General features: G+C 69.7%; 9 protein-coding genes, 1 pseudogene and 1 CRISPR repeat array. Of the genes and pseudogenes, 9 read left to right on the forward strand and 1 reads right to left on the reverse strand.

Going from position 1 to position 13,211, the window contains the following annotated elements:
- Positions 1-96: 96 nt before the first annotated feature.
- Positions 97-1,311, reverse strand: coding sequence for a helix-turn-helix domain-containing protein (locus ACYF6T_RS40295; RefSeq protein WP_461702933.1), 1,215 nt, complete (start codon positions 1,309-1,311; stop codon positions 97-99).
- Positions 1,312-1,436: 125 nt separating this feature from the next.
- On the opposite strand from ACYF6T_RS40295, the gene ACYF6T_RS40300 reads away from it, so the two are divergent.
- From ACYF6T_RS40300 to cas2e, 9 genes and pseudogenes are all read left to right on the forward strand, one after another.
- Entirely contained in the window at positions 1,437-2,114 is a 678-nt protein-coding gene (locus tag ACYF6T_RS40300; protein ID WP_461702940.1) for an HAD family hydrolase, read from the forward strand.
- Positions 2,115-3,073: 959 nt separating this feature from the next.
- A CRISPR array of direct repeats spans positions 3,074-3,660; the repeat unit is 29 nt; unit sequence GGGACCATCCCCGCGGGCGCGGGGAGCAG.
- 236 nt (positions 3,661-3,896) lie between these two features.
- Positions 3,897-6,857 (forward strand): CRISPR-associated helicase Cas3', encoded by a 2,961-nt coding sequence (cas3, locus tag ACYF6T_RS40305; protein ID WP_461702934.1) that lies wholly within the window; start codon positions 3,897-3,899, stop codon positions 6,855-6,857.
- Between the two features lie 156 nt (positions 6,858-7,013).
- A complete protein-coding gene (gene casA, locus ACYF6T_RS40310; RefSeq protein ID WP_461702935.1) occupies positions 7,014-8,708 on the forward strand; it encodes a type I-E CRISPR-associated protein Cse1/CasA in 1,695 nt (564 codons plus the stop codon).
- Positions 8,705-9,403 (forward strand): type I-E CRISPR-associated protein Cse2/CasB, encoded by a 699-nt coding sequence (gene casB / locus ACYF6T_RS40315; protein WP_461702936.1) that lies wholly within the window; start codon positions 8,705-8,707, stop codon positions 9,401-9,403. The genes casA and casB overlap by 4 nt, the downstream gene beginning before the upstream one ends.
- Complete coding sequence (cas7e, locus tag ACYF6T_RS40320) at positions 9,400-10,593, forward strand: type I-E CRISPR-associated protein Cas7/Cse4/CasC (protein ID WP_461702937.1); 1,194 nt, start codon at positions 9,400-9,402, stop codon at positions 10,591-10,593. The genes casB and cas7e overlap by 4 nt, the downstream gene beginning before the upstream one ends.
- Positions 10,590-11,336, forward strand: coding sequence for a type I-E CRISPR-associated protein Cas5/CasD (cas5e, locus tag ACYF6T_RS40325; protein WP_461702938.1), 747 nt, complete (start codon positions 10,590-10,592; stop codon positions 11,334-11,336). The genes cas7e and cas5e overlap by 4 nt, the downstream gene beginning before the upstream one ends.
- Entirely contained in the window at positions 11,312-12,112 is an 801-nt protein-coding gene (gene cas6e / locus ACYF6T_RS40330; protein ID WP_461702939.1) for a type I-E CRISPR-associated protein Cas6/Cse3/CasE, read from the forward strand. Before cas5e ends, cas6e begins: the two co-directional genes overlap by 25 nt.
- 4 nt (positions 12,113-12,116) lie before the next feature.
- Positions 12,117-13,071, forward strand: a pseudogene (cas1e, locus tag ACYF6T_RS40335) (type I-E CRISPR-associated endonuclease Cas1e).
- The coding region (gene cas2e, locus ACYF6T_RS40340) for a type I-E CRISPR-associated endoribonuclease Cas2e (RefSeq protein ID WP_461702941.1) at positions 13,068-13,211 on the forward strand (144 nt) is incomplete at its 3' end. The pseudogene cas1e and the gene cas2e, both read left to right, overlap by 4 nt.

Consider the following 13,211-nt stretch of genomic DNA (forward strand, 5'->3'; position numbering starts at 1 on the left):
TGCCCACCCGTCCTTCGTTGTGTTGTGCGGCGAAGGTACGTTGAGGCCACCGTTCTTACCCGAACGGAGAGTTCGGGTGAGCTGCTGGTTCGGGGTTCACACGAGCTGCAGTCGTTCGGCGAGTGCGGTGACTTGGCGCCGGAAGGTAGGACGGATGCGCTTCTGCAGGCCTCGAACCATGTCGCGGGCCAACGGGCTGCGTGCCAGATCTTCGGGAGCGATCTCCTCAAGGCTGAGAAGGTGCACAAGCACCGCCGCGTCTTCACGCCGCAGGTCGTAACATCGCGCGAGTTCCAATCCGAAGGTGAATCGCCGCTCTCTGCTGGGCAGTTGACTTGTATCGACCCGGTCGGCCACGCGCAGCCCTTCCGAGGCTTCGCCAGCCAGCATCTCGATACTCATCGCGTGCAGCGCGACGTTGGTCGGACCGAAGACAGTCCACTGAACGTTTCCCTCGCCGACCTGCTGCGCAAGCGGCGCGGCGCGAGTGTCCAGACGTTCGCGTGCCTCCCACCAACGTTGGCGGCGGGCATCGGCGACGACAGCTACCAGCTGCAATGCTCCCCCGATCGCCATGGTCTGCATCGTGGCGGGGACCTTCTGTACCTGCTCGACAGCCTTGAGCGCGACTTCCTTGGCCTCGCCGAGAGCGCTGGCATCGCTGTGCGAGAGCAGGACATGCCCGAGATTCCACTGCGCCGCGGCGATTCGCACAGGGTCATCAGCATCTTCGGCCGCGCGAATGGCGCGATCTGCGACCATGAGTGAAAGATCCAGCCGCCCAGCACGTCGGCAGTACGAACGCAGCAGCCCGTACAGGTCGGCCACCACCCGTAGAACCTCACGCCGTGCTTGGGCGTCGTTCCCCTGTCGGTGTACGCGAACTGCATGCTCCACGTCCGCGATCAGAGCTGGCAAGATGTCCGCTGCCTGTGTGAAGCGATCCTTGGAGGACTGCCAGGTGCGCCATGCCAGCTCTACGCGTTCCCGTAATTGAGAGGTGCTTATTGGGGTATTGCTGTGGGGTGGCCCGTAACCCATCAGCGCGCGTGCGATCGAGGGCGCCGCAGTCAGAGGCGTCGGCTGATCGTCGACGGGTTCCTCAGAGAGCAGTGCCGCGATGGGCACGCCAAGTTCGGCTGCGATGCGGGCAAGCACGTCGGCGGAGGGCATCTTCTGGCCCGCCTCGATTTGCTGGAGGTAGCGCTCGGTGATGCCGCACAATCCCGCGACGGCTGCCTGCGAGCGGTTGCCGTTCTTCCGCCGGTAATGCCTGATCTGCCTTCCGACGGGAAGTCTCGGCGGGTTCACGTCCGCCCCCTTCCCCGACATGACTCTCACCGTCAGCGTAGACCGAACTGAGCATGACCGTCGGGTTCCACGCACAATCACATGACATCGTGTTACCCAGCCATGCATGGGGAGTTGAGACGGATATGGCGCGACTCGTCCTATGGGACATCGACCACACCTTGATTGACACACGCGGCGTGGGTCGCGAACTGTCGGCCGCTGCATTCCTGCGGGCGACGGGGCAATCCATGCGCGAGCAGGCCAAGATTGACGGGATCACCGAGTCCGTCATCTTCCGAGAGACCGCAAAGCTCCACGGGCTCGTAACCAATCGCGTCGATTTTGAACGCTTTGCCCAAGCGCTGACGGAACAGCACGTCACGCGGGCAGCGGATCTGCGCGAACGCGGCCATGCGCTGCCGGGGGCTGCCGCAGCTCTCGACGCACTCGCCGCCAACGGCGTCCAGCAGACCGTAGTGTCCGGCAACATCCGTGCAGTTGCCGAGGTGAAGCTCCAGGTATTCGGGCTCGACCGGCACATCCAGTGGAACCTCGGCGCCTATGGAGAAGAGCATGAGACGCGAGCTGAGCTCGTGCGTCTGTCACTGCAGCGGGCCGAGCTGGCGGCTGAAGAGGCAGTGCTGATCGGCGACACTCCGGCCGATGTGGAGGGAGCGCACACCAACGGCGTGCGTGTGATCGCGGTGGCGTCCGGGCGTAGCGACGAAGGGGCGTTGCGCGACGCGGGGGCAGAGGAAGTGCTGCCAGACCTGAGGGATGCCGAGTTGCTGGTGAAACTCGTGCGAGGCGGTGAGCAGTAACTCAGCAGCCTCGGCCCTGCGAGGGATGAATCTGACTCAGCAGGCCGTGCACGCGTTGCTGTGCGGGCGGGCACGCCGACGAGGCCGTCGTAGAACCTGACGATCATCTCCAGCTCAGCAACCGTCTCGTCCTCGCCGTCGATCGCTCCAGCGTGTGCGGCATTGCCTTCGAGGCCGCGTCGCCCGTGACGATCGCGCCCCCCGGGTTTGGGCTCAACTGGGCAGAGGAGGCCCGCGATCGTTCGCACCGTCAGTGCGGGCAGTTGGGCGACCGGGCAGGCGACAGGACCTCGTCAATGTCGCCGGTGTCGACCATGTGCCGGCCCCGCCATCACGCTCTCGTCCGGCCTTGCGTGGGCAGCGAGCTGCAACATCCACGGCACGGAGAGCTCTCCCGCCCGGCCAGCCTCTCCTCGCTCGGCGTGGTGTCCCTGTGGCGGCGCGACATCCTCGGCCGGCTCGTGGCTGGTTCGGCATCTGCGTCGGCGCCGCCCACGCCTACACGGGCCGTCATCGCCCTGCTCGCCGACCGCGCGCCCGACTCTTGCGGAGCCTGCGCGAAGCCGCCCCGACTACGTGCTCCTCGACCGCACCCTCGCGAGTGTGATCGGGTCGGCGACTGCCGGACCGACGCGTCTCAAGAACCCCGTCGGCACGGCGCCCACGTGCAAGTGGTGACCCCAGCCGGACGGCTGCTGTGGATCTCGCTCGCCGTGGTCGGCCCGTTGCAGGATCTGACCGCGGCCCGCGCCCACCGGATCTTCCGGATTCGCGAGTGACAGGCGTCCGCATTCTTGCTGTCCGCACCCGTTTCGGGGCTGGCCCGTGGGGGCAGCACCGTGTGATGCCCACTCGGCTGCAGCGTCACACCGGCCCGGCAAGACCCGTCAGCCGCGTTCTGGGCCGCTCGCGCGGTGGCGGAATGCGGCGCGCGCAGGACGCGGGTGCGTGGTGTGGTGGGGGCCATCCCCGCGGGCGCGGGGAGCAGCGGGGTCGACGACCCTGATGGTCAGCTGTCCGGGGACCATCCCCGCGGGCGCGGGGAGCAGATATAGATGGCGGCGGTGCCCTGGATGCGGTAGGGACCATCCCCGCGGGCGCGGGGAGCAGACCGCAGGCCGGTCCACCGCCAGCACGGACGCGGGACCATCCCCGCGGGCGCGGGGAGCAGCGCACCCAGGTCACGTGGTCGCTGACGACGATGTCGGCGTCGGGACCATCCCCGCGGGCGCGGGGAGCAGATGCATTGTGCTGAGGGTGATAGAGCGCCGGATGGACCATCCCCGCGGGCGCGGGGAGCAGGGAATCCATCCGCGCCCCGTGAGAACCGGATGAGGACCATCCCCGCGGGCGCGGGGAGCAGGCGTGGGTGCCCCAGCCGTAGCCGAGGTGCCGGGGACCATCCCCGCGGGCGCGGGGAGTAGGGTGGCAAGCACCTCGTTGAGCACGGCGGCTCGGGACCATCCCCGCGGGCGCGGGGAGCAGGTGCGCGTGCGCCGGTACCGGGTCGACAAGTGGGGACCATCCCCGCGGGCGCGGGGAGCAGACTACGGGACCTGCGCGTTTATGGTGCGGGTGCCATTGTTTTCCTGAGTTTCGTCGGATCCGGCAAACGGTACATATAGCCCCTTTGGGTTCTTCTTGTGGAGGCTTGGCTCGAGTTCGAAATCTTAGGGTCGTCTCTGTGTTCGGCGCCTGTGGCATGGTCGGGGCTGACAGCGGGCCCTGCCGACTTTCTTCATATCGACTTCATGTTTCTTCTACATCCGGTATGTATCTGGCATGACAGGCGAGGGGGGCGCCCGGCTGGGGCTTCACGCCCGGCTGGGTGGGCCGGCGTTGAGCGTGTGGGCCAAGCACGAGCGTGATTCGGACAGGTGGCTGCCGTTGTGGCGGCATATGGAGGACAGTGCCGCCGTGGCCGGGCGGTTGTGGGACGAGTGGCTGCCGCTGTCGGTGCGGGAGCTGATCGCCGGTGCGCTGCCGGGCGGGGAGGTGGATGGGCGCCGGTTGGTGGTGTGGCTGGCCGGTGTGCACGACATCGGGAAAGCGACGCCCGCGTTCGCCTGCCAGGTGGAGCAGTTGGCGCAGGCCATGCGGGGTCACGGGCTTCAGATGCGCTCGCGGCAGGCGATGGGCGCGGACCGGCGGCTTGCGCCGCACGGGCTGGCCGGGCAGGTGCTGCTGGGGGAGTGGCTTCAGGAGCGGCACGGCTGGACGGTCAAGCAGGCCGGGCAGTTCACGGTGGCGGTGGGCGGGCATCACGGCGTGCCGCCCGAGCACGGCCAGATCCAGGCGCTCGACGCTCATCCTCACGTGCTGGGGACGCATGGCCCGAGCGGGGCGCTGTGGAAGCGGGTGCAGGAAGAACTGCTCAACGCCTGCGCGGACGAGTTCGGCGTGGGGGAGTGCGTGGCGGCCTGGCGGGCGGTGAAGCTGCCGCAGCCGGTGCAGGTGCTGCTTTCGGCGCTGGTCATCGTCTCCGACTGGATCGCCAGCAATCCCGACCTGTTCCCCTACTTTCCTGAGGATGTGCCCCGCACAGGCTTCGAGCGCATCGCGGCCGCCTGGCGTGGACTGGACCTGCCGGGCCCGTGGCGTGCCGAGGAGCCGGTCGGGGATGTGCAGGAGCTGTTCACGTCCCGGTTCGATCTTCCGCCGGGTGCGAAAGTCAGGCCGGTCCAGGAGGCGGCTGTCGACCTGGCCCGGACAATGGACGAGCCGGGACTGATGGTGATCGAGGCACCGATGGGGGAGGGGAAGACGGAGGCCGCGCTTGCCGCTACAGAGGTCCTTGCCGCCCGGTTTGGGGCGGGCGGCGTGTTCTTCGCCTTGCCGACGATGGCCACCGGCAACGCGATGTTCCGCCGCCTGCGGAAATGGCTCGACCGCCTGCCTGCCCCGCACGGGGCCCGCTACTCGGTGCAGTTGGCCCACTCCAAGGCTGCTCTCAACGACGACTTCGCCGATCTGATGAGCAAGGGCCGGCGGATCGCCGCGGTCGACGTGGACGGACCCGATGAACACGAGTGGCGGCCGACGAGCCGCAACCGCTGTGCCGCGGCCGAACTCGTCGCCCACGCCTGGCTGCGCGGGCGGAAGAAGGCCATGCTGTCGTCGTTCGTCGCGGGCACCGTCGATCAGCTGCTGTTCGCCGGGCTGAAAAGCCGTCACCTGGCGATGCGTCACCTGGCTATCGCGGGGAAGGTCGTCGTCATCGACGAGGCGCACGCTTATGACACGTACATGAGCGTCTATCTCGACCGGGTGCTGTCGTGGCTGGGTGCGTACCGGGTGCCGGTGGTGGTGCTGTCCGCGACGCTGCCGGCCGGCCGGCGAAGGGAGCTGGCCGAGGCCTACGCGGGCAAGGCCACCGGTGAGACCGCGGCCGCCTTCGATGCCGTTGCCCGCGCCGACGAGTATCCGCTTTTGACGGCGGTCACACCCGGGGGTGCGCCGGTTCTGCGGCGCCCTGCGGCCTCAAGCCGTGGCACGCACGTGGAAGTGGAGCGGCTCGATGACGACGTGGACATCCTCACCGACCGGCTGGAGGCAGAACTCGCCGATGGCGGCTGCGCCCTGGTCGTGCGCAACACGGTGCGCCGTGTCCTTGAAGCAGCGGCTGCGCTGCGGGAGAGGTTCGGGGATGCGCATATCACCGTCGCCCACTCGTGTTTCATCGACGTCGACCGTGCCGCCAAGGACGCCGACCTCCTCGAACGCTTCGGGCCGCCGGGCAAGGCCGACCGGCCGCAGGCGGCGCACATCGTCGTCGCCAGCCAGGTCGCCGAGCAGTCCCTGGACGTGGACTTCGACCTGCTGGTCACCGACCTGGCCCCGGTCGACCTGCTGCTGCAGCGCATGGGACGCCTCCACCGGCACCTGCGCGGCGGCGAGGACCAGGCCGACCGGCCCGAGCGGCTGCGCCAGGCACGCTGCCTGGTCACCGGCGTCGACTGGAGCGCCCCCGTGCCCGCGCCGGTGCGCGGCTCGCTCGCCGTGTATGGGGCGCACGCCCTGCTGCGGTCCGCTGCCGCCCTGCTGCCGCACCTCGACGGCGGCCAGGAGCGCCCCGTAAGACTGCCGGCGGACATCAGCCCATTGGTGCAGTGCGCCTACGCCGACGAGTTCGATGGCCCGGCCGAGTGGGCGGAAGAGCTTGAGGCCGCCCGCGCCCGCCATGAGGAGCATCGCGCGGACCAGGCCGAGCGGGCAGCGACGTTCCGCCTGGATGCCGTCGGCCGCCCCGGTCGGCCGCTGTTCGGCTGGGTCGCGGCGGGAGTCGGCGAGGTGGACGACACCCGTCACGGGCAGGCCCAGGTGCGCGATGGGCGCGAGAGCCTGGAGGTCGTGGTCGTGCAGCGGCGCGCCGGCGGCACCTTCTCCACGGTGCCGTGGCTCGAACCCGACCGCATGGGCCGGCCCCGCGCCGGGCTGCCACTGCCCACGGACCAGGTGCCGACCGCTCTTGCGGCCCGCACCGCGGCAAGCTGCGGACTGCGGCTGCCGATCCAGTTCAGCTACGCCGACGTCATGGATCAGGCGATCAACGACCTTGAGGAACTGTATGTGCCCGCCTGGCAGACAAAGGACAGCCACTGGCTCGCCGGCCAGCTCATTCTCGCGCTCGACGAGGACTGTCAGACCCACCTGGCAGGCTTCCGTCTCCGGTACAGCCCCAGCGACGGCCTCGAGGTGACCCGCAATGAACGGCAGGAGCACAGCGCAGCCCGCAGCGGTTAGTGGAAAATCCCCAGAGCCGTCCGCGAACGACAGGCCAAGGTGGACCGAGGTGGGCGGCCGGGGTGCCGCAGGTCTCTCCGCCCGGCCCGAATTGTCAGACCCACCTGGCAGGTTTCCGTCTCCGGAACAGCCCGAGTAACGGCCTTGAGGTGACCCGTGCCTGAAATCGACCAGAACACCAGCGGCGGTGCGCTGTCGTTCGACCTCACTGCCCGGCCGTGGATCCCCGTACTCGGAAGGGACGGCAGCCAGGACGAGCTGTCGCTACGCCAGGTGTTCGAGCAGGTGCACGAGCTGCGGCGCATCGTCGGTGATCTGCCCACCCAGGAGTTCGCCCTGGTCCGTCTCCTGCTCGCGATCGCACACGACGCACTTCAGGGGCCGCAGGATATCGACGCGTGGGCAGATTTGTGGGCGGACGAGAGCTGCTTCGCACCGGTCGGCGCGTATCTCGAGGAGCACCGGGGACGGTTCGACCTGCTGGACGCCACGGCGCCGTTCTTCCAGACCGCAGGGTTGCGGACGGCGAAGGACGAGGTGTTCGCGCTGAACCGGATCGTGGCCGATGTCCCCAACGGAGAGCCATTCTTCACTGCCCGCATGCCCACCGTCGAGCGGCTCACCTTCGCTGAGGCAGCCCGCTGGGTCGTCCACGCGCACGCCTACGACACTTCTGGGATCAAGACCGGTGTGGAGGGTGACGGGCGGGCCAAGGGCGGCAAGGTCTACCCGCTGGGCGTCGGCTGGGCCGGGAACCTCGGCGGCGTCTTCGTCGAAGGCCGCACCCTGCGCGAGACGCTGCTTTTGAACCTGGTGGCCGCCGACACCTCCAACCTGGCCGTCGATGAGGCGGACGCGCCGACATGGCGCAGACAGCCGTGCGGCCCCGGCGGCTGCGAACGCGCCCCGACCGGTGTACGGGACCTGTACACCTGGCAGTCGCGGCGCCTGCGGCTCCACTTCGACGAGGACGGCGTGTACGGGGTCGTCCTCGGCTACGGCGACCCTCTCACCGCGCATGACCGTCAGCACCGGGAGCCGATGACCGCCTGGCGGCGCAGCAAGCCTCAGGAGAAAAAGCTCGGCAGGAGCCCGGTCTACCTGCCGCGTGAGCATGTTCCGCAGCGCTCCGCGTGGCGCGGGATCGGCGCACTGCTCGCGGCCGAGGCCGGCACGGCCCGAGGGCAGGAGCCTGCCGGCTACCTGCGGCCGAGGATCCTGGAGTGGGTGGCCCGCCTGGTGACGGAGGGAGAGCTGGAAGGCGGCTTCCTGGTGCGGGCCCGGATCATCGGCGCCCGCTACGGCACGCAGCAGTCGGTGATCGACGAGATCGTCGACGACCACGTGGCCATGGCCGTCGTCCTGCTCCATGAGCAGGACCGGCGCTACGCCGAGCAGGCCGTCGCGGCCGTCGGCGACGCCGACCTCGCGGTCAATGCGCTCGGTGACCTCGCCACCAACCTGGCCCGCGCCGCCGGCACCGAGAGGGAGGGGCCCCGCTCCAGCGCACGTGATCTCGCCTACGGACTCCTCGAGGCCCCCTACCGGACCTGGCTCGCACACCTGGCCGACACCGACGACCCCTACGCCAGGCGCACCGACTGGCAGCAGCAGGTGTACGGGATCGTCGCAGGGCTGGGCGAGAGACTGATGGCCGCGGCCGGGGATGCGGCCTGGCAGGGCCGGATCGTCGAGCTGGGGCACGGCACCGAGTGGCTGAACTCCGCGCTGGCCGGCACGTGGTTCCGTGCCGCGCTGTCCAGGGGCCTGGGGCGCCCTGACTCGTTCGACATGCCGCCGGATGCGGACGCAGGCTCGGCGCCCGAGACCACCGTGAAGGGACCCGCATGACCACGCTCACCGCTCCTGTCAGCCCGCGCGAACGGGTCGTCCGGCTCGCTGGTGCCCACATCGCCGCCCTGCAACGGGGCTACCTTGAGGATCAGCCGCATGCTGTTGCAGCCCTTGCCCGGCTGAGGCGCGGCGCCGGCCGGGAGGCCGGGCAGCTGCCCGATTTGTGGACTCTGATCGACATCGGGCCCCTGCACGAAACCCCGGAGGGCGCACGGCCGCTGAGCGAGACGGAACTGGTCCGGGCCGAGGACGCCCTGCATGTCGCGCTTACTCTCTACGCGCTGCACCAGCAGTCCCGCGGTACCGGCATGTACCAGGCCGACCGGCCAGGCCGCAGCAGGGGACTGGGAGCCGCGGTGCGCCGGATGATGAAGCGCGGCGAGATCGATGCCCCCGTGCACAAGCGTCTGGTCCGTGCTGGTACCGCCCCGGACCTGGCCGTTCTCGCTCAGCGGCTGCGCGACATCGTGGTCCTGTTGCGCCGTGAGGACATCGAGCTCGACCACGCGCTGCTGGCCGGTCAGCTCTACACCTGGCAGTGGCCCGGCGGCGCGGACACCGTCCGCAGGCAGTGGGGCCGCTCCTTCCACGCCTGGCACGACAAGCCCCACGGCAGCGCTCCCGCCTCCGTCGGCCCGGCCGCCGGCTCCGCCACTACCAGCACCACGGACACCGACAAGGACGCCTCGTGAACCGCATCTTCCTCGACGTGCACGCCCTGCAGACCGTCCCGCCCAGCAACCTCAACCGCGACGACACCGGCGCGCCGAAGACCGCCGTGTACGGGGGAGTGCCGCGCGCCCGGGTCTCCAGCCAGGCCTGGAAGCGAGCCACGCGCACCTACTTCAAGGACGAGCACCTGCTGGATGCCAGCGAGCTCGGGGTGCGGACCAAGAAGATCGTGGAGGCGGTCGCCGCCCGAATCACTGCCCTCGATCCATCCCTCACCGGTGAAACCGCTCTTCGGATCGCGGACGAGACCGTGCAGGCCGCCGGGTTGAAGACCGAGGTTCCCAAGCGGAAGGCGGCGGCCGTCAAGGACGGCGAGCCGGAGGCGGCACCCCAGTCGAAATACCTGGTGTTCCTCAGCGCCCGCCAGCTCGACGGCCTGGCCCGCCTCGCCGCCGAGGGCGCCGCCGACATCACGGCCTTCCTGAAGGACAAGGACAACAAGGGCCGGGCCAAGCAGCTCGCCGACAGCCACCACTCCGTCGACATCGCCCTGTTCGGCCGCATGGTGGCCGACGACGCCGACATCAACGTCGACGCCGCCGTCCAGGTCGCTCACGCCATCAGCGTCCACCGCGTGGACAACGAGTCCGACTACTACACCGCCGTCGACGACGAGAACACCGACGCAGAGACCGGCGCCGGCATGATCGGCACGGTCGACTTCAACTCCGCCACCCTCTACCGCTTCGCCGCGCTCGGCGTCCACCAGCTCGCCGCTAACCTCGGCCGCGGCCTGCGCGAGGACGAACCGCGCACCGACCCGGTCCGCCGGGCCGTCGAAGCCTTCGTCCACGGCTTCGTCGCCTCCCTGCCCACCGGAAAGATCAACACGTTCGGGCACCACACGCTGCCCGACGCCGTGATCGTCAAGCTGCGCACCACCCGGCCCGTCAGCTACGTCGCCGCCTTCGAGGACCCGGTGCGCGGCCAGACGGGCGGCTACGTCCGCGAGGCCTGCGAGCGCCTGGCCGAGTACATCCCCGACATCGAGCGCGCCTACGGCGACGAAGACTCCACCCTCACCTGGGTGCTGCGCGTCGGCCCGAACACCCAGAAACTCGCCGGGACCGGCACCGAAGCGCCCAACATCGCCGAACTCGTCGCCGGCGTCGGCCAGGCCGTCGCCGAGCGCCTGGAGAAGCCCGCATGAGCGTGCTGACCCTCCGCCTCGCAGGCCCCCTGCAGTCCTGGGGGGCGGCCTCCCGCTTCGCCCGCCGCACGACCGAGTCCGCCCCGACCAAGAGCGGCGTCCTCGGCCTGCTCGCCGCCGCGGCCGGCATCGAACGCCGCGACGACGAAAAACTCAAGCCGCTGGCCGCCCTGCGGTTCGGCGTCCGCATCGACCAGCCCGGCATGCGAGTACGCGACTTCCAGACCGCTCACCACGGCGTCACCGGCAAACCCATGCCGCTGTCCGAACGCTTCTACCTCGCCGACGCCGTGTTCGTCGCCGCCCTCGAAGGCGACCACACACTCCTCGCCGACCTGCACGCAGCCCTGCGCGCCCCGGTGTACGCGCCGTTCCTCGGCCGGCGTTCCTGCCCGCCCTCCCTGCCCATCGAGCTCAACCTCCACGACCACGCCTGTCTGCAGGACGCGCTGGGCCAGGAACCGTGGCAGGCCTCACCCTGGTACCGCAAGCAGTGCCGCGGCCACAACGAGATCGAACTGACCGTGCTGCGGGAGGCGGAGGAACACGAGCAGCACGCCGCGGACACGATCCGCGACCAGCCGCTCAGCTTCGCCGCCGAGCACCGGCGTCACATCCTGCGCACCCAGATCACCTCAAGCGTGCGCATCCCCAACCCGTCCGCCCGGCACCTGCCCCGGCACGACCCGTTCGACGCCCTGGACGAAGAGAGCGCCAGATGTTCCTCACCCGCTTCCGCGTGAACACCGCGCGGCCCGCAGCACGCCGCCTGCTGTCCTCACCGCAGGCCATGCACGCGGCCGTCATGTCGTCCTTCCCGACGCTGCTGCCCACCGACCCACCCCAGCCCGGCGGCCCGCGGGTGCTGTGGCGGCTGGACCACAACACCCGCGCCGAGGTCCTGCTCTACATCGTCAGCCCCCACCGGCCCGACCTCACCCACTTCGTCGAACAAGCCGGCTGGCCCGCCGCAGCCGCCGCCGACCCGGACGCACCAGGCTGGCAAACCCGCCCCTACGGCCCGCTCCTGGAGCGGCTCGCCACCGGCCAGCGGTGGGCGTTCCGCCTCACCGCCAACCCCGTCCACCACGCCCGCCGCAAGGACGACGAACCGACCAAGCGCACCGCACACCTCACCCCCGTGCACCAAACAGGCTGGCTCCTCAAACGCCAGGAAGCATGCGGCTTCCGCGTGCTGGAAAAAACAGACGCCAAGCGGCTGCTCCCCGCCGGCACCACCCACACCAAGCAGCCCCACCACGGTGACCGGTACGAACTCACCGTCCATGACCAACGCACCCTCGCCTTCGACAAATCCCGCAGCACCAGCGCACAGGCCGACCGCAGCGCACAGGCCGACCGCAGGGCACCCGTCAGCCTGGTCACCGTCACCTTCGACGGCCGCCTCGAGATCACCGACCCGCAAGCACTGCGCCGCGCCCTGACCCAAGGCATCGGCAAGGCCAAGGCATACGGTTGCGGCCTGCTGACCCTGGCACCACTGGGCAAGACAGGGTGAGACGGTGACCACAGTCTCCCGGCGCGCCACGCTCACCCCGCGCCAGCTCACCCGCACCAGCGAGCGGCTGTCCTTCATCTACCTCGAACGCTGCACCGTGCACCGGGACGCCAACGCCATCACCGCCGAGGACGCCGACGGCACCACCCACATCCCCTCGGCGACCATCGGCACCCTCCTCCTTGGACCCGGCACCCGCATCACCCACCAGGCCATGAGCATCCTGGGAGAAACCGGCGCCGCCGTCTGCTGGGTGGGAGAACAGGGCGTGCGCTACTACGCCGGCGGCCGTGCCCTGACCCGCTCCTCCGCGCTCGCCGAAGCACAAGCCGTGCAGTGGGTCAACCTGCGCAGCCGACTGGCCGTCGCCCGCGCCATGTACCGACTGCGCTTCCCCGACGAGGACCCCGCCGGCCTCACCCGCCAGGAACTCCTGGGCCGCGAAGGCAGCCGCGTCAAGGACTGCTATCGGGCTCAGTCCGCCCGCACCGGCGTCCCCTGGCGACTTCACCAGCGGCGACCCGGTCAATCAGGCCGTCACCGCCGCTGCCCAGTGCATGTACGGCATCGCCCACGCAGTCGTCGCCTCCCTCGGCTGCAGCCCCGCCCTCGGATTCGTCCACTCCGGGCACGAACTGTCCTTCGTCCTCGACATCGCCGACCTGTACAAGACGGAGATCGGCATCCCGCTCGCCTTCGACATCGCCGCCGAGGACGAGGAAGACGTCGGCCCGCGTACCCGCCGTGCCCTGCGAGACCGCATCAACGAGACATCCCTGCTCGACCGCTGCGTCAACGACATCAAACGCCTCCTGCTGCCGGAGGCCGGGGCGACGAACGACGACCTCGATGTCGTCACCCTCCAGACCGACGGCGGTCACACCGTCGCCGCAGGCCGCAACTACGGCGGGGGAAGCGATGATCACGACGTCTACGACGACGTGGAGCTCTCCTGGTGACCGTCATCGTCCTCACCAACTGCCCACCCGGCCTGCGGGGCTTCCTCACCCGCTGGCTCCTTGAGATCTCCGCCGGTGTCTTCATCGGCAACCCATCCGCACGGATCCGCGACCTGCTCTGGGACGAAGTCCAGCAGTAT

The organism is Streptomyces sp. 7R007 (assembly GCF_054850255.1).